The 17,338-nt window shown below is 69.0% G+C and carries 16 protein-coding genes; 8 read left to right on the plus strand and 8 right to left on the minus strand.

The features are described from left to right. Positions 1-53 precede the first annotated feature (53 nt). The 3 genes from EV653_RS09335 to pepN form a co-directional block, all read right to left on the minus strand. Positions 54-467, minus strand: a complete 414-nt coding sequence (locus EV653_RS09335; RefSeq protein ID WP_134100220.1) for a hypothetical protein — start codon at positions 465-467, stop codon at positions 54-56. Positions 468-661: 194 nt separating this feature from the next. Continuing rightward, entirely contained in the window at positions 662-2,002 is a 1,341-nt protein-coding gene (gene sepH / locus EV653_RS09340; protein ID WP_134100223.1) for a septation protein SepH, read from the minus strand. Between the two features lie 187 nt (positions 2,003-2,189). Then, on the minus strand, positions 2,190-4,646 hold the full coding sequence (gene pepN, locus EV653_RS09345) for an aminopeptidase N (RefSeq protein ID WP_134100226.1): 2,457 nt from the start codon (positions 4,644-4,646) through the stop codon (positions 2,190-2,192). Positions 4,647-4,680: 34 nt separating this feature from the next. Here pepN and EV653_RS09350 point away from each other — a divergent pair, with 34 nt between their 5' ends. The 3 genes from EV653_RS09350 to EV653_RS09360 all read left to right on the plus strand — a co-directional run bounded on the left by EV653_RS09350 (position 4,681) and on the right by EV653_RS09360 (position 7,122). Beyond that, positions 4,681-5,625 carry an aldo/keto reductase gene (locus EV653_RS09350; RefSeq protein ID WP_202871522.1) on the plus strand — a complete coding sequence of 315 codons (945 nt, stop codon included), beginning with the start codon at positions 4,681-4,683 and terminating at the stop codon, positions 5,623-5,625. After that, positions 5,622-6,383 carry a YaaA family protein gene (locus EV653_RS09355; protein ID WP_134100230.1) on the plus strand — a complete coding sequence of 254 codons (762 nt, stop codon included), beginning with the start codon at positions 5,622-5,624 and terminating at the stop codon, positions 6,381-6,383. Before EV653_RS09350 ends, EV653_RS09355 begins: the two co-directional genes overlap by 4 nt. Positions 6,384-6,492: 109 nt before the next feature. Further along, a complete protein-coding gene (locus EV653_RS09360; protein ID WP_134100234.1) occupies positions 6,493-7,122 on the plus strand; it encodes an HNH endonuclease family protein in 630 nt (209 codons plus the stop codon). On the opposite strand, the gene EV653_RS09365 is transcribed toward EV653_RS09360, so the two are convergent. Both EV653_RS09365 and EV653_RS09370 read right to left on the minus strand, forming a co-directional pair. Next, positions 7,119-8,066: a helix-turn-helix domain-containing protein gene (locus EV653_RS09365; RefSeq protein ID WP_134100237.1), complete on the minus strand. Its 948-nt coding sequence runs from the start codon at positions 8,064-8,066 to the stop codon at positions 7,119-7,121. The two genes, EV653_RS09360 and EV653_RS09365, sit on opposite strands and share 4 nt — an antisense overlap. Before the next feature lie 155 nt (positions 8,067-8,221). Then, complete coding sequence (locus EV653_RS09370; protein ID WP_134104071.1) at positions 8,222-9,175, minus strand: DUF389 domain-containing protein; 954 nt, start codon at positions 9,173-9,175, stop codon at positions 8,222-8,224. Positions 9,176-9,296: 121 nt separating this feature from the next. Between EV653_RS09370 and EV653_RS09375 the strand changes: the two genes are divergently transcribed. Then, complete coding sequence (locus EV653_RS09375; RefSeq protein WP_134100241.1) at positions 9,297-10,712, plus strand: APC family permease; 1,416 nt, start codon at positions 9,297-9,299, stop codon at positions 10,710-10,712. On the opposite strand, the gene EV653_RS09380 is transcribed toward EV653_RS09375, so the two are convergent. After that, positions 10,654-11,853, minus strand: a complete 1,200-nt coding sequence (locus EV653_RS09380) for a Cmx/CmrA family chloramphenicol efflux MFS transporter (protein ID WP_134100244.1) — start codon at positions 11,851-11,853, stop codon at positions 10,654-10,656. The genes EV653_RS09375 and EV653_RS09380 overlap by 59 nt on opposite strands. Positions 11,854-11,962: 109 nt before the next feature. On the opposite strand from EV653_RS09380, the gene EV653_RS09385 reads away from it, so the two are divergent. After that, on the plus strand, positions 11,963-12,568 hold the full coding sequence (locus EV653_RS09385; RefSeq protein ID WP_134100247.1) for a rhomboid family intramembrane serine protease: 606 nt from the start codon (positions 11,963-11,965) through the stop codon (positions 12,566-12,568). Here EV653_RS09385 and EV653_RS09390 read toward each other — a convergent pair. After that, positions 12,561-13,481, minus strand: a complete 921-nt coding sequence (locus EV653_RS09390; protein ID WP_134100251.1) for a threonine/serine dehydratase — start codon at positions 13,479-13,481, stop codon at positions 12,561-12,563. The genes EV653_RS09385 and EV653_RS09390 overlap by 8 nt on opposite strands. 49 nt (positions 13,482-13,530) lie before the next feature. Here EV653_RS09390 and EV653_RS09395 point away from each other — a divergent pair, with 49 nt between their 5' ends. Then, positions 13,531-15,426, plus strand: coding sequence for a propionyl-CoA synthetase (locus EV653_RS09395; protein WP_134100254.1), 1,896 nt, complete (start codon positions 13,531-13,533; stop codon positions 15,424-15,426). Here EV653_RS09395 and EV653_RS09400 read toward each other — a convergent pair. Next, on the minus strand, positions 15,382-16,173 hold the full coding sequence (locus EV653_RS09400; RefSeq protein ID WP_134100257.1) for an alpha/beta fold hydrolase: 792 nt from the start codon (positions 16,171-16,173) through the stop codon (positions 15,382-15,384). The two genes, EV653_RS09395 and EV653_RS09400, sit on opposite strands and share 45 nt — an antisense overlap. 17 nt (positions 16,174-16,190) lie before the next feature. Between EV653_RS09400 and EV653_RS09405 the strand changes: the two genes are divergently transcribed. Further along, a complete protein-coding gene (locus tag EV653_RS09405) occupies positions 16,191-16,841 on the plus strand; it encodes an SDR family oxidoreductase (protein WP_134100260.1) in 651 nt (216 codons plus the stop codon). Between the two features lie 38 nt (positions 16,842-16,879). After that, entirely contained in the window at positions 16,880-17,308 is a 429-nt protein-coding gene (locus EV653_RS09410) for an OsmC family protein (RefSeq protein WP_134100263.1), read from the plus strand. The last annotated feature ends 30 nt before the right edge of the window (positions 17,309-17,338 follow it).

The raw sequence follows: 17,338 nt of genomic DNA on the forward strand, positions 1-17,338 counted from the left end.
TGGTGTGCAGGGGGAGAACCCCCAACGCGAGGGGATATCCGCTCGCATTGCGGTTAGGCGACGCCGACTAGTTCGCGGGCGGGGGCCTGGTGGGTGGTGAGGAGGGTGAAGAAGTGCGGGAGCGCGTCCGCCAGCCGCAGGTGGCCGGCCTCGTGGTGCTGCCAGCCGAACTCGAGCTCACCGTCGATCGTGTGCTCCGCGAGCGGTACGGCGTACCGGCTGAGCGTCACGCGGGCGGGGCCCGTCTGCGGGTGGTGGTCGCCGCAGCCGCACTCGGCCGGGATCGTGATCGTGGTCAGCGCGTCGGGGGAGTAGCTGCGCAGGCGGAGCGCCGTGCCGCGGGCGGTGAACCGGGCGATCGTTGCGTCAGGCAACTGTACGAGCAGCTCGACCGGTACGGCGTACGAACCGGGGAGGAGCCGGAGACCACGAGACGCGAGCAGGTCGGCAAGAGCCGGGAGATTCATGCGAAGTTCCTGTGAGTGCTGTGTCGGCGGGCGGGCCACGGAAAGGGGCAGGGCCTCGTGCGCCGAACTCGGCGCGCGTCAGTGACAACACTGACAACAGCAACAACACAGCATCTGCATGCGGACGATCATGGCAGTACCGCCGGTCCACCGGCAAACACCGTCCGCAATCTGGGACGACGGTCCGTGATGTGTCAGTCGGCTTTCTTGCCGAACATGATCTCGTCCCAGCTCGGGACGCTCGCGCGCTTGCCGCGGCGGGCTACCTTCTTCTTCGGCTCGGCCGCAGACTCTTCCGCGGCGGCGGGCCCGGCTGCATCGGCCGCGGCAGGCTGCGGCGACTCGACAACTGGGTCGGGCTCGACGTGCGGCGCCGGCTCGGCTGTGGGCTTGGCTGTGGGCTCGGCGACCGGCTCGCGGGCAGGCTCCGGCCGACGGGCCTCGGCCTGACGAGGTGTATCGGTAGCCGGCTCAGCGCGACGGGGCTCCGCCGGGCGAGGCTGCTGCGGACGTGCCTGGCGAGACTCCGTCTCCTCCGGAGCCGCGGGGGAGGCGAAGGCCGGCGGGTCGGCGGGACGCTCGACTGCGCGGACCGCAGGGCGGGGTGCTGGCGGCTGGTCGACAGGAACGTCGATCAGCGTCGGCTCCTCGTCCGGATTCGGCACCGAGTGCACCCGGCGCGGTCCACGCTCCGGCTCCCGCGACAAGTCCCGATGGAGCTCACGCGACTCACGCACGAAGTCGCGGGTCTCGCGCGGCGGCTCCGCGTGCTCGCGGGAAACCGGGTGGTTCCGGCGACGCAGGCCGACGGTGTCTTCGAAGCCTGCCTCGTAGCTGTCGGCACCGTGGTCCGGTGCGATCAGCGGGTCGATATCCGCGACAGCGGCGAGCCGGCGCTCGCCAGGCTGCGGTTGCACCGGCGTCGCCATCACCTGCGCCTGCTCGCCGACCAACCAGCGCGCTTCGTCGTCGTCCGGTACGGCGTAACGCCCGGGGGCGTCGTACGCGAACATGGCGATCTTCTCGTCCTTCTTCTCCGCCTCGTCCTCGGACTCGACGAAGTAGGAGACGCGAACGGCCCAGCGACCGTCCTCGCGCCGCCAGGCGTCCCACTCGGCCGAGGCCGGGTCGACGTGACGGGTCCGCAGCCGGTCGGTCACCCACGCGCCGAGATTGCGGGTCGGCGCATCCCCGCCGCCACGACGACGCACCGACGCACGCTGGGCGAGGCTGGCGATGTGGTCGCGCTCGGCCAGAACCGGGCCGGCGAACGCCATCACACGTTCCATCGGCATCTGGGCGATCGCGGCGACAGCTTCGGGACTTTCGCCGGCGCGGATACGAGCCTGGATGTCTCGTGGGCGCAGCGCGCTCTCCATTTGAATCTCCAGCTGGCCGAGTCGGGCACGGTCTCCGCGGAGGGCCGCACGCAACCGGTCGTCGACCGGTACGGCGAACTCCTCACCCGTCTCTGCCATCGCCAGGATGAGCTGCTTCCCATCCTGGCTCAGACCGACGAGTCTCGCCTCGCGCATTGACCTTGTTCTCCTGTGCGGTTCTAGACAGTCTCTCCCGGACGCCGGACCTGACCAAGACCGGCGCGCCGTGCCGCGCGGTCATTGTGGAGGTTACGTCACGAAATCACATCTTGCCTGGTCACCAGGGTCCTCCTGGTCACACCAGTCACATTAGTCACAACACGGTGTGACTGCTAACCAAAGGTCAGCCGGCAAAGGCCGAACGCACCGCAAGCGCACGCTTCAGGTCGTCGGCGCTGTCGGCCACGGACCGCCGGATGCCGGCCGCGACCGACTCGTCGGCGATCAGGTCCGCGGCGCGGTCGACCACGCGCTGCTCGATGGTGTACCGCGGGAACGCGAGCTTCGCGCTGGTCGCGACGACCCAGCCGGAGCGCAGCTTCTCGGTGCCTGCGATCTCCGCGAAGTACCGGTCGACGTACGGCGCGGTGAGCTCGGCCTGCGTCGGGTGCCAGAACCCTTCGCACGCGGCGTACAGCTCGTAGTTCGGCAGGTCGGCATCGGTCATGATCTGCGCCCACGCCCGCTCCTTCGCGGCTGCTGTCGGCAGTGCGGCCCGGCAGCGCGTCGCGTGGACGACGCCTTCGGACGATGTGTCGCGCTCGAGCTCGGCGTCGATCTCCGCCTCGCCGATCGCACCGAGCCGGGCGAGCTGGAGCATCACGATCCAGCGCAGGTCCGCGTCCATCGTCACGCCGTCCGGTACGCCGTCACCGGCGAGCCAGCCCTTGAGCCGGTCGACGTCATCGGTGAAGCGCGCGAACCCGCGGGCCACCGACAACTGGACGCTGCTCCGGGCCTCGACGGTCTCCAGCCGCGCCCGCAGTACCTCGGCGAGCTGCCCGCGGTACGGCTCGTACGGCAGGTAGACGCCGAGCACCTGCGAGTTCGCCCAGTTGAGCATCGTGCCGACGGCGATGTCACTGTTCTCGGTCGGCAGCAGACCGAGAACCACGTCGAAGCCGGTCTTCGGGTCGAGCTCCGCGTCGGCGACCGCGTCCCGGATGCTGTTCAGGACGACGGCGCGCGTCACGCCGCTCTCGATCTTCGGCAGCACGGTCGCGAGGTTGGCCAGGCTGTCGGAGTCGAGGCGGATCTTCGCCCAGCTGTCGTCACCCGCATCCGGAATGATCACCGGCAACGACGAGTCGAGGTCGACCTCCACCTCGTCGCCGTCGATCAGTACGTCGACCGTCGTCGCGCGACCCTCCGCGTCGTACCCGCCGACGGTCAGCTTGTGCGGCCGTGAAGCCGGATAGGCCTCGGGCGCCTTGCGCTGCAGCTTGATGCCGGTCGCTGTCCGCGACGCTGTGATCGTGTCCACGCCCGGAGTCCGCAGCCAGGCCTGCGCCCAGTCGTCCAGGCCGACCGTGCCGGCCTCCGTCCACTTCGCGAGCAGGTCGGCGAAGGTGGCGTTGCCGAACTCGTGCGCCGCGATGTGCGCGTTGACGCCGGCCAGGAACACGTCGTCGCCGAGGTACGCCGCGAGCTGCTTGAGGGCCGCGGCGCCCTTCGCGTACGAGATGCCGTCGAAGTCGTCGAGCGAGGAAGCCGCGTCCTTGACCGCGTCGGCCGCGACCGGGTGCGTCGACGACCGCTGGTCGGCCTGCAGACCCCACCACTTGCGGATGTAGGCGAAGTCGATCCAGTTGTCGGTGTAACGGGTGGCGGCGGTCGAGACCCGGTGCGCCATGTACTCGGCGAACGACTCGTTCAGCCAGAGGTCGTTCCACCACTTCATCGTCACGGTGTCGCCGAACCACTGGTGCGCCATCTCGTGCACGATGGTCCGCGCCCGCTGGCTGCGCTCGCCGTCGGTCACCGCGGAGCGGAACACCATCGAGTCGCGGAACGTTACGCAGCCCGGGTTCTCCATCGCACCCGCGTTGAACTCAGGGACGAACGCCTGGTGGTACTCGCCGAACGGGTATCGGTAGCCGAACATCCGGTGGTATTCGTCGAAGGACTGCTTGGTGACCTCGAAGATGTCCGCGGCCTCGCGGTCGAGCGCCTCCTTCAGCGACTGCCGCGAGACCACGCTGAGCGCGATGCCGTCGTGGGAGTCGGTGATCTGGTGGTACGGCCCGGCGACCACGGTCACGAAGTACGTCGACAGCGGCTTGGTCTCGGCCAGCTCCCAGCGGCCGGGGGACACCTGGGTCGCGGCGCCGTTGCCGAGCACGAGCCACTCTTCCGGAGCCGTGACCTTGAGCCGGTACGGCGCCTTGAGATCGGGCTGGTCGAAGCACGCGAAGATCCGCGGCGCCGCGTCGAGGAACGACATCGCGTACGTGTAGGCGAGACCGTCGGCAGCGTCGACCGCGCGGTGCAGGCCCTCACCGTCGTGCGAGTACAGCATCGAGGCGACGACGACGAGCTCGTTCTCGGGCTGCAGGCCGGTCAGCTCGAGTCGTCCGTCGTTCAGGCCGGCCACGTCGACGGCCGTGCCGTTGAGTGTGACCGAGATCAGCTCGTCCGGTTTCACGTCCAGCCAGGTCGACGGACTCGTCGCCGCGAACCTGATCGTGGTGGTGGACCCGAACGTCCGATCGCCCTGGGTGAGGTCGAGATCGACGTCGTACGACTGGACGGAAAGCGCGGCGGCCCGAGTGCGGGCGCCGTCGACGGTGAGACTCGGCATGAGGGCCACTGTATGCCGAGATTAGGCTGGGCACATGGGCGATATGGAGTACCGGCAGCTGGGCGACTCGGGTCTCACCGTCAGCGTCGTGGGACTGGGCTGTAACAACTTCGGGCGGCGGCTCGATGCGGGCCGGACGGACGCCGTGGTGAACGCCGCGGTCGACGCGGGGATCACGTTGTTCGACACCGCGGACATCTACCGCGGCGAGCACGGATTCAGCGAGGAGCTGCTCGGGAAGGCGCTCGGTTCGCGCCGCGACGACGTCGTGATCGCGACCAAGTTCGGCGGCGACCTGGGCGGCGTGAACGGTCCGGACTGGGGTGTCCGCGGCTCCCGCCGGTACATCCGCAAGGCGGTCGAGTCGAGCCTGCAGCGGCTCGGCACCGACTGGATCGATCTCTACCAGCTGCACTTCCCGGACCCGGTCACGCCGATCGAGGAGACCCTGACGGCGCTGTCCGAACTAGTTGCTGAGGGCAAGGTCCGCTACATCGGCAGCTCGCAGTTCGCCGGCTGGCAGGTCGTCGACGCGGACTGGACCGCGCGGTCGAACGGTCTCGAGCACTTCATCAGCGCCCAGAACCAGTACTCGCTACTCGAGCGCGACGTCGAGGACGAGCTGGTGCCGGCCTGCGAGCACGTCGGCGTCGGCATCCTGCCGTTCTTCCCGCTTGCCTCCGGTCTGCTCACCGGTAAGTACAAGCGCGGTACGACGGCACCCGACGGGAGCCGCCTCGCGACCCAGCCCGAGCGGTTGGCGCACGCGGACTTCGACAAGATCGAGGCGCTCGAGACGTTCGCGGCCGAGCGCGACCTGACGATGATCGACGTCGCCATCGGCGGCCTGGCCGCGCAGCCGGCGGTCGCGTCGGTGATCGCGGGCGCCACCTCGCCCGAGCAGGTCGCGCAGAACGTCGCGGCCGGCAGCTGGGACCCGACCGCCGCCGACCTCGCCGCCCTGGACGAACTCACGTGACCCTTATTCTTCTGCCGCCGTCCGAAGGCAAGACCGGACGGTCGCGCGGCCGTGCCGTCGACTTCGGCACGTTGTCGTTCCCGGAGCTGAACCCGGTCCGCGAGCAGGTGCTCGAGACGCTCGCGAAGGTCTCCGCCTCCGCGGACGCATTCGACGTACTGGAGGTCGGTGCCTCGCTGCGGCACGAGGTCGACCGCAACACCCGCTGGCGCACGGAGCCGTCCGTACCTGTCTCCGAGCTGTACTCCGGTGTCCTGTACGACGCCCTCGGCTACTCGACGCTGTCCTCGGGTACCAAGCGCCGCGCCGCCAACCGGCTGCTCGTCGTCTCGGCCGCGTGGGGCGCATTACGACCGGCGGACCGCGTTCCGCCGTACCGGCTCTCGATGGGTACGACGCTGCCGGGCCATGGGCCGCTGGCATCGGTCTGGCGTGATCCGTTGAGCGCCGCCCTCAAAGAGGTCGACGGCGTGATCGTGGACTGCCGCTCGTCGACGTACGTCGCAGCGTGGCGCCCGACCGGCGAGCAGGCCGACAAGTGGGTCTCCGTGAACGTGGTCCGCGAACGCGACGGCGTGCGCACGGTCGTCTCACACATGGCGAAGCACACCCGCGGCCTGGTCGCGCGGCACCTGCTCGAGTCCGGCAAGGACCCGGGTACGCCGAAGTCGCTGCACAAGCTGATCAGCAAACGCTGGAACGCAGAGCTGGACCGCGCGTCGTCGGGCTGGACACTGACCGTCGTCGAACACGACTGACGTTCACTGGACTGTAACTGGTGAGTGGTTTCCTGCAGCGCGTGATCGGGGAAGGCTGAGGGGCAGCAACGTCAGGGGGGATCCGCCCTAACCCTCGGAGGCCTGACCGATGCGACGTTCGATCACTGCTGCTGTCACCGCGCTCGCTGCGACGGCAGCCTTCACTCTCAGCGCCGGACCGGCGCTGGCCTATCCACCGACGCCGCCGTCGGCCAGTACGGCAGCCACCCAGCTGGCGAGCCTCACCGTGAAGACGGAGGGCTCGACGAGCGGGTACAGCCGGGATCTCTTCCCGCACTGGATCACCCAGTCCGGTACCTGCGACACCCGTGAACAGGTGCTGAAGCGCGACGGGATCGGCGTCACCGTCAACAGCAGCTGCCAGCCGACCGCCGGCCGCTGGTACAGCGTGTACGACGCCACCTACGTCGAAACGTCGTCCGGTGTCGACATCGACCACATCGTGCCGCTCGCCGAGGCGTGGAAGTCCGGCGCGAACGCCTGGACGACCGCACGCCGCCAGGAGTTCGCCAACAACCTCACCATCGCCCAGCTGATTGCCGTGTCGGCATCGAGTAACCGGTCGAAGGGTGACCAGGACCCGTCCGAGTGGCAGCCGCCGAACGCGTCCGTGCACTGCATCTACGCGCGTGAGTGGATCTGGGTGAAGTACACCTACGGCCTGTCGCTGCAGTCGGCTGAGAAGACCGCTCTGCAGCAGATGCTCGCGACCTGCTAGTCCTCCAGTAGATGGCGGCGCTGGGCGTGAATGCCGGCCTGGAACCGGGTCCGCGCGCCCAGCGTCTCCATCAGCTCGGCCACGCGCCGTCCGACGGTCCGGCTGCTCAGCGCGAGCTGCCGCGCGATCGCGTCGTCCTTGAACCCGGCCGCCAGCAAGGTCATCAGGCGCGCGTCCGTCGGGTCGGCCTTCGCCGACGGGACAACCGGCACGGCCTGGTCCCACAACAGCCAGAACATCTCGATCAGCGCGTCGAGCAACGCACACGGATGGACGACGAGCGCGCTGTCGACCAGCTGATCGACAGCCAGCGGCAGCAGCGCGATCTTCCCGTCGAACACGGCCAGCTTCATCGGCACCTGCGGATGCACCCGCGACGTCTCGCCGGCATCGGCCGCGCTGTACGCCTCGTCGACGCCGCCCGGGATGTCGAGCGAGTCGGGAGAGTAGATGCCGTGCACGACCACTCCGTCGCCGAGCAGTCCCCGCACCTTGGGATCCGAGTCGCCGGGCTGCGACGCGTACGGCGGCCGGTCGAGCACGAGGAGTTGCTGACCTGTCCCGTTGAGCAGTTGCGCGAACCGGGCCGCGATCGCTTCCTGACCGACGATCACCTCGACAAGGTTCTCCGGGCGATGCTGCTCCTGCGCACGCAGCTCGGTCATCATCACTCGAGCCTCCGCGCGAACCCGGTCGAGCTCAGCCCGTCGTACGGCGACCAACGCGTCGACCGCGACATCGGGACGGGTCGGGAGCAGGCGGACCGGGTCGTCGGAGGTCGTGGTCAGCAGACCGAGCTTCTCGAGCCGGCCGACCGTGTCGGCGAGGTCCCGCTCGTCGCGGCCGAGTTGCTCGGCCAGGTCGCGGACATCGCACCCGGGCGCCGACAGCAGCGCGCGGTAGGCCTCCTCATCGGGCGGCTCGACCCCTACCGTCTCCAGCATCCGATCAGGCTATCTCGTCTGCTGGACCGGCTCGACCGGTTTGGCGACTTCGCGACATGTCCGGGATAAGTCAGCCCCCGGCGAGGTGCGGACACCCCCGTAGTGGGGTAAGTCTGACGTGCTGGGCGCGCGCGGATCGGACAGGGGACGTCCGGTCAAGCCTCAACGCGCGCGCCCGCCCTTCTCTTCATCCTCAGGTAGCCGCGCCAGATCGTCCGCTGCAACTGCAGTGTCACGACCCCGGCGATCGTCATCCCGGCCAGGTTGATGCCCAACTGGGCCGCCGATCCACCGATCTGGTGCGGTGCCCACAGCGCGATCGACAGCGCGAGGTCGCCGGCCGCGGGGACTGTCGTCACCGAGATGAAGACGCCGACCAGAGCGTTCCCACGTCCGGCGGTCTGCGACAGCACGCCGGCGCATCCGGCCAGGACGGCCACCACCGCCGACCACTTGTCCGGCCGCCAGATGAATCCGGTCAGCGGCCGGGCCGCCGTCACGTTGCCGACGTCCACCCAGCCGACGGCCCGGGCCAGCAGCACGGCCACCACGGTGAGTGCGATCGCGAGCGCGAATCCCTTCACCAGCAAGGACGCCGATCGCCAGATCAGGCCGGGTTTGCGAAGGAACAGGCCGACCGCGAGCGCGGCCACCACGCCGAACTCCGGGCCGACGACCATGGCGCCGACCACCAGGATCGCCGAATCGGTGATCACTGCGACCGAGGCGATCATCGTCGCCAGCGTGAGGAAGGCGTAGTACACCCACGAGCCGCCGGCTTCGTTGTATGCCTGGTCGAGCACGGCGTCCCAGATGACCGCGTCGTCCGGTGCCCCCGGGGCTGCTTTCTCCGCGGCGCGGGCGTTGCGGGACGGGGCCGAGTCGACCGAGGTCAGCGCGACCGCGCCGTCGTCGTACAGGCCCTCGGCCTTCAGGAACGCGAGGATGTCCGAGGTGGCCTCACGGGTCACGTCGCACTCGATCACGTCGCCCTCAGGTCGGCGGGCGGCGCCGGGCAGCTGGACGATGCTCGTCACGCGCGGGTCGCCGACGAGCGTGTCCAGAACCCGCTCGGTACAGCGCGTCGGGACGATGAGACGAAGGTGCATCACCAGCGACATGGTGCCAGTCCCGACGGCCGGCATGGGTTGCGGCCACGCGCCTGACCTCTCAGCTGGCTCTCAGATGCGACCATGGAACCTCGTGACGCACTGATGTGAGGGAGGCACGATGAGTGAAAGTGCTGCCGCCGCCGCGCCGGACACAGGGGAGCGCCCGGAGCTGAAGCGGGTGATGGGACCCGGACTTCTGCTGTTGTTCGTCGTCGGCGACATTCTCGGCACCGGCGTCTATGCGCTGACCGGCAAGGTGGCGGGCGAGGTCGGCGGAGCGGTCTGGCTGCCGTTCCTGTGCGCGTTCGTCGTCGCGATGCTGACCGCGACCAGTTACCTCGAGCTCGTCACGAAGTACCCCAAAGCCGGCGGCGCCGCGGTCTACACGCACAAGGCATTCGGGATCCACTTCCTCACGTTCCTGCTGACGTTCGCGGTGATGTGCTCGGGCCTGACCTCGGCGTCGAGCGCGTCGAAGGCGTTCGCGGCGAACTTCTTCTCGGCCGCGCACATCGACCCCGACCGCGGTGCGGTGCTGATGATCACCGCGCTCGCCTTCATGACGCTGATCGCGCTCGTGAACCTGCGCGGCGTCGGCGAGAGCGTGAAGGCGAACGTCGTACTCACCTGCGTCGAGCTGAGCGGTCTGCTGATCGTGATCGGGATCGGGGCGTGGGCGCTGATCGGCGGCGACGGCGACACGTCGCGGCTGACCGACTTCCATGTGCCGGACGGCGAGTCATCGTTCGGTGCCGTGACGGCGGCGACGGCTCTGGCGTTCTTCGCGATGGTCGGCTTCGAGGACTCGGTGAACATGGCCGAGGAGACCAAGGACCCGGTCAAGATCTTCCCGAAGATGATGCTGATCGGCCTGAGCATCACCGGCGTCATCTACGTGCTGGTCGCGATCTCCGCGGTCGCTCTGGTCTCGCCCGACGAACTCAACAAGGGCGCGACGCCGCTGCTGAAGGTCGTCCAGGCCGGTGCGCCCGGGTTCCCACTCGAGGTGTTCGCGTGGATCACGATGTTCGCGGTCGCGAACTCCGCCCTGATCAACATGCTGATGGCGAGCCGCCTGCTGTACGGGATGTCGCATGAGCGGGTGCTGCCCGGCCCGCTCGGCCGGGTCCTGCGCAAACGGCGTACGCCGTACATCGCGATCCTGTTCACCACGCTGCTCGCGTTCGCATTGATCGGGTACGCCGACCTCGCGGCGCTCGGTGGCACGACGGCGTTCCTGCTGCTGTGCGTGTTCGCGATCGTGAACGTCGCGGTGCTGGTGCTGCGGCGGGACAAGGTCGAGCACAAGCACTTCAACGCACCGACCGCGTTGCCCGTGCTCGGTGTCGTGCTGTGTGTCTATCTGGCCAGCCCGCTGTCCGGGCGGGACTCGGCGGACTACAAGATCGCCGGCTGGCTGATGCTCGTCGGGGTCGGGCTGTGGGCCATCACCTGGCTGCTGAACAAGTACGTGTTCAAGCGGCACGCCGATTTCGATCCGTCGCATCTTGACCCGCAAGGCCCGGTGAACTGACCGGCCCGAACGCCGCGAGCAGCACCGTCGCAAGGGCCGTGAGCCCGGTGGCGACGGCGATCCAGCCGAGTGCCGGGTAGCCCGCGCCGGCATCGATCGCCAGACCGCCGAGCCACGGCCCGACTGTGATGCCGACGTTGAACGCGGAGAAGTTGGTTGCGGTCGCCAACGTCGGCGCGTCGCCGGCGAGGCTGAACACGCGGGCGTTCAGCGCTGGGTTGGCGGCGAAGCCGAAGCCGCCCAGCAGTGCGACGGCGGTGATCGCTGGGGCCGGGTCGGAGGCGGTCATCGCGAGGACGCCTGACAGGACCACGAGTCCGGTGATGCTGATGAACAAGGTGCGGAACGGGAGGGCGTCGGCGAATCGTCCGCCCGAGCTGATCCCGACGAATGATCCGAGCCCGTAGAGAGCGAGTACGCCCGGGACGGCGCCCGAGGCCAGGCCGGTCGTCGCTATCAGCAGCGGGGCCAGGTAGCTGAAGACGACGAGGATCGTCGCTGTGACGAGGGCCGTCGTGGCGAAGGCGAGCCACAAGCGGGCGTTGACGAGGACTCGCAGCTCGTCGCCGAGTCGTGGCGCGGTTGCCGGATCGGGCCGATCGCCGGGGACCGTTGCCAGGACGCCCGACATGGCCAAGGTGCAGAGGATGGCGACGGTCCAGAAGGCGGAGCGCCAGCCGAGGTGCTGGCCGAGGACGGTGCCGAGCGGGAGGCCGAGAATGATCGCGACGGTGAGGCCGCCGGTGACGATGCTCATCGCGCGGGCTCGGCGTGCGGTGTCGACCAGCGCCATCACGGTGACAGCGGCAACCGACCAGAATCCCGCGTACACGAAGGCGCCGACGATACGAGTGACGAGCAGGACGGTGTAGCTCGGCGTCAGGGCACCGGCCACGTGGGACAAGACGAACACGGCCAGGAACACGAGCAACGCCGTACGACGGGACCAGGTCAGCGTGACGACGGCGAGAACCGGTGCGCCGACCAGCATGCCGAGCGCGAACGCGGAGATCAGCAGTCCGGCCTGGGGGATCGTCACCTGCAGATCGGCCGACAGCTCCGGCAACAGGCCGGCGAGCATCAGTTCGGACGTCCCCTGCGCGAAGATGCTCAGACCAAGGACATACACAGCAATTGGCATCGTTCCCCCTCACCCGACGAGTGCCACTGGGAGTATCTCAGAGATCACTGTCCGCTGTCGCCGCGCCTGTCATAAGCTGAGACTTGAGGGAGTACGGCATGGTTGAGATATGAGCTCGCATACTCCGGCGAAACGCTCCGGGCGGAGTGTGGACACCGCCAAGATCGGCGGCGGGTTCAAGCTGCTCGCGGCGCTGCTCGGCCTGATGTGGCTGAGCGAGGTCATCGACAGCGCGACCAACGGCTCACTCGATCAGTACGGGATCATTTCCCGCGAGCCGCGCGGTCTGGTCGGCATCCTGACCGCGCCGTTCCTGCACCTCGGGTTCGGCCATCTGATCTCGAACACGCTGCCGCTGGTCACGCTCGGTGCGATCATCGCGATCAGCGGCGCGACCCGGCTCTTCCAGGTGACCGCGATCGTGACGGTGCTCGGCGGGTTCGGCACCTGGCTGATCTCACCGCCGAACACGATCACGATCGGCGCGAGCGGGCTGGTCTTCGGGTACGCGTCGTACCTGATCGTGCGGGGGCTGTTCAACCGGCGGCTCGGCCAGGTCGTGATCGGGATCCTCGTGATCATGGTGTGGGGCAGCGCTCTGCTGACCAGCCTGCTGCCACAGGACGGGATCTCCTGGCAGGGTCACCTGTGCGGCGCCATCGCCGGTCTGCTCGCGGCGTGGGTGCTGGCCGACGACAAGCGCCGCGTCAAATAAGCGTGCCGGGATCCGTGTTCGAACCGCAGACGACTACCACGACCCGCTCGCCGGCTGCCGGTTTGTAGGCGCCGGACGCCAAGGCGGACCAGGCAACTGCTCCGCCGTGCTCGGTGGCGAGATGGTATTCGTGCCAGAGCTGTTTGCGGGCGGCAACGATCGCGTCGTCCTCCACGAGGACGGACTGCACGTGATGGGCCTGGACCGCGGCGTGGGCGAGGTCGCCCAGGCGGCGGGCGCCGAGCGAGTCGGCTGCGACGCCGGCGACCGGGCCGTCGGCCGGCCGGCCTGCCTCGAGAGCACGATGCATGGTGGGGGCCAGGACCGGCTCTACGCCCACGACCTGCGCGTTGTCGCCGATCGCGGTCGCGATGCCGGCGATCAGGCCGCCACCACCTACGGCGACCAGCACGGTGTCGAACATGCCGGCCTGTTCGAGGAGCTCGAGGCCGACGGTGCCCTGGCCGGCGACGACCTCCGGCTGGTCGTAGGCATGAACAAGCAGTGCGCCCGACTCTTCCTGTGCCGCAAGGGCTGCCTGGTACGCCTCGGCGTACTCGCTGCCGACCTGTACGACGTCCGCGTCGAGCGTCCGCAGCTTGCCGAGCTTCGCGGCCGGGGTGGTCTCGGGGACGAAGATCCGCGCCGGTACGCCGAGCTCCCGGGCCGCGTACGCCGCCGCAAGCCCGTGGTTGCCGCCCGACGCGGCGACGATGCCCTGACCGGTCAGCTCGCCGCTGTCCTTGGCGCTCAGGAGCCGGTTGAACGCGCCGCGCGGCTTGAACGAGCCGGTGTGCTGGAGCAGTTCGAGCTTGAACGTGAGGCCCGGCGCGACCTCGATCACCGGCGTACGGCGGACCCGCCCTGCGATCCGCTCCGCGGCCTGCCGCACGTCATCGACACTTACCGTCATGCCCCAACCCTGCCACGATGGGAGGAAGTCGACTGACGGAGGCTATCGAATGGGCGCGTACGACGAGAGCTACCGGCGGAGCCTGGACGACCCGCACGGGTTCTGGCTGGATGCGGCGGAGGCGATCTCCTGGACGCGTCCACCGACCCGCGCGATCGACGCCACCGATGGCCCGATCTACCGCTGGTATCCCGACGGCGTGCTCAACACGTCGTACAACGCCCTGGACCGCCACGTAGAAGCAGGTCACGGCGACCGGACGGCCCTCATCTACGACTCGCCGGTCACCGGCACCGGCGCGACCTTCACGTACGCCGAGCTGCGCGACGAGGTCGCTCGATTCGCGGGCGCGCTGGCATCCCTCGGAGTCGGCAAAGGTGACCGGGTCATCGTTTACATGCCGATGGTCCCGGAAGCAGTCGTGGCCATGCTCGCGTGCGCCCGGCTCGGCGCAATCCATTCGGTGGTGTTCGGCGGCTTCGCCCCGCGCGAGCTGGCCGCCCGCATCGACGACGCAACGCCGAAGGTCATCGTCGCGGCCTCCTGCGGCATCGAGCCGACACGGGTCGTCGAGTACAAACCGATCATCGACGAGGCCCTCCGGATCTCCCAGCACCAGCCCGAGCACACCGTCGTCCTCCAGCGCCCACAGGCCGAGGCCACGCTGGGCGAGCACGACCTCGACTGGACCGACCTCACCGCGAAGGCCGAGCCCGCCGATCCGGTCCCGGTCGACGCGACCGACCCGCTCTACATCCTCTACACCTCCGGTACGACGGGGAAGCCGAAAGGCGTCGTCCGCGACAACGGAGGCCACGCCGTCGCACTCGCCTGGACGATGCGCAACGTGTACGACATCGGCCCGGGCGATGTCTGGTGGACCGCCTCCGACGTCGGTTGGGTCGTCGGCCACTCGTACATCGTCTACGCTCCGCTCCTCGTCGGCGCGACCACCGTCCTCTACGAGGGCAAGCCGGTCGGTACGCCGGATGCCGGCGCGTTCTGGCGGGTGATCTCCGAGCACGGCGTGAAGGCCCTGTTCACCGCCCCGACCGCGATCCGCGCGATCAAGAAGGTCGACCCGGAGGCGGCCGAGCTGGCGAAGTACCCGATGGAGAGCTTCCGGACGTTGTTCCTGGCGGGGGAGCGGCTCGACCCGGAGACGTACCACTGGGCGCACGAGCACCTCGGCGTACCGGTCGTGGACCACTGGTGGCAGACCGAGACCGGCTGGCCGATCGCGGCCAACCCGCGCGGGCTGGAGCCACTGCCGACCAAGCCGGGCTCGGCGACCGTGCCGATGCCGGGCTGGAACGTGCAGATCCTCGATGCGTACGGCAAGGAACTGCTGCCGCAGCAGGAGGGCGCGATCGCGATCAAGCTGCCGCTGCCGCCGGGCGCGTTGCCGACGCTGTGGGGCGACGACCAGCGCTACATCGACAGCTACCTCAAGGAGTACGACGGCTACTACCTGACCGGCGACGGCGGGTTCATCGACGAGGATGGGTACATCTTCGTGATGGGCCGCACCGACGACGTGATCAACGTTGCCGGTCACCGGTTGTCGACCGGTTCGATCGAGGCGGTCGTCGCGGCGAACGCTGCCGTGGCGGAGTGCGCGGTGATCGGCGTACACGATCCGTTGAAGGGGCAGTTGCCGCGAGCGCTCGTCGTACTGAAGGCCGGCGCCTCGGTGAGCGAGGAGACGCTGCGCGACGAGCTGGTGGCCGCCGTACGCCGGGAGATCGGGCCGGTGGCGGCGTTCCGGGACGTGTCGATCGTGGACGCGTTGCCGAAGACCCGCTCGGGCAAGATCCTGCGCCGGACCATGCGCGGGATCGCCGACGGGCGGGACGAGCCGGTGCCGTCGACGATCGAGGATCCCGGAGTACTCGACGCCCTACGCCCCGTGCTGCGTCCGGTCTTGGGCAGCCAGGAAGGCTAGGACGGCCGGACTCGCGACCGACCGGAACTCGTGGAAGTAGGCGTGCCGAGCGCCTTCGATCAGCTCGACGCGCGCTCCCGGGATGCGGTCGGCGAGGAGTTGCGCGTTGGCAGCCGGACTGAAGATGTCGTCGGAGCCGTGCAGGATGAGGGTCGGCGCTGTGATGCTCGGGAGGCCGTCCCACGCCTCGTGCCTGTTGCTGGCAACCAGGTGCCGGCCCTTGGCGTACGACGGCATGGACGTGTCACCGAGCACGTAATACGGGCCGGGGTTCTGCGCGAGCCAACCGGGCGTGTACATCAGCTCGAGCAGCACCCGATCGGTCCGCGCCGGATCGGCCAGCGCCTTCCGGATCTCCTGGCTCCGCTCGTACCCGTGGGCCGCTCCGGGTGACGTGCACCCGAGGACGAGCGCGTCGATCCGCTCCGGATGGTCGATCGCGAGCCACTGAGCGACCCGTCCGCCCATCGAGGTGCCGTAAATGTTCGCGCTGTTCAGTCCGAGGTCGTCCAGCACAGCCACCACGTCCTGCGCGAAGCCGCGGGTGCTGTACACCTCGTCCGGCTTGTCGCTGGCTCCTGTCCCGCGCCAGTCCAGGGTGACTGTCCGGTGCCCCTCGAAGTCGGAGCGGATCGGATCCCAGCAGGTGTGGTTGTTCGACTGGCCGGCCAGCAACACAAGTGGTTGCCCCTCACCCCGAACCTGATAAGCGATCCGCGTCCCGTCGATGGTTGCTGCGTGCGGCACAGAGATAGTGTGCAGGTATGCGAGTCGTCATTGCAGGTGGACACGGACAGATCGCGCTGCGGCTGACGAAGCTGCTGAGCGGTGACGGTCACGAGGTGGTCGGGCTGGTACGCAACCCGGATCACGAGGCCGACATCGCGGCCGCCGGCGGTCAGGCCGCCGTACTCGACCTGGAGCAGGCGGACGCGAGCGCGGTCGCCAAGGTCCTGGCCGGCGCGGACGTCGCGGTCTTCTCGGCCGGCGCCGGTCCGGGCAGTGGGAACGCGCGCAAGGACACGGTCGACCGCGGTGCGGCCGTCCTGTTCGCGGACGCGGCCGAGCAAGCCGGCGTACGGCGTCACCTCCAGGTCAGCTCGATGGGCGCGGACCGTGCCGACTCGCTGACCGACAACGAGACCTTCACGATCTATCTGAAGGCCAAGTGGGCCGCCGAGCAGGACCTGCGGTCCCGCGACCTCGACTGGACCATCCTGCGGCCGGGCAGTCTGACCAATGATCCCGGCACCGGGAAGGTCTATCTCGCCGACAAGACCGGCAACGGCCGCGTCAGCCGCGACGACGTTGCGCTGGTGCTGGCCGGACTCTGTGACACCCCGGCCTCGATCGGCCGGACACTCGAGCTCATCGCCGGTGACACGCCGGTCAACGAGGCCCTCGAGTCCCTCTAACGTTGCCACAAGCAACAGAATGTGACGGATCAGGGAAGATGGCAGAAACACTGCGCCAGGTGACCTTCGAGCGCGTGGCGAACAGCAGCTACGAGGTGCGCAACGTCCGCGGCGGCACGATCCGGGTCGGCTCCGGCGGCGCGGACACCGACTTCACCCCGGTCGAGCTGCTGCTGGCCGCGATCGGGACCTGCTCGGCGATCGACGTCGACATCGTCGTGAGCCGGCGCGCGGAGCCGACCGAGTTCCGGGCGGTCGTGCGCGGGGACAAGGTGCGGGACGCCGACGAGGGCAACCGGATGGACAACCTCGCGGTCGAGTTCGTCGTGCACTTCCCCGAGGGCGAGGACGGCGACAAGGCCCGCGAGGCGCTGCCGCGTGCGGTGAAGATGTCGCACGACCGGCTCTGCACGGTCAGCCGGACGGTCGAGCTCGGCACTCCGATCACGACCACCGTCAACGACTGAGGACCTGGCGGCCGCGCGGCGCCTTGGCTG

This window comes from Kribbella pratensis, from assembly GCF_004365355.1.
Classification (GTDB): domain Bacteria; phylum Actinomycetota; class Actinomycetes; order Propionibacteriales; family Kribbellaceae; genus Kribbella.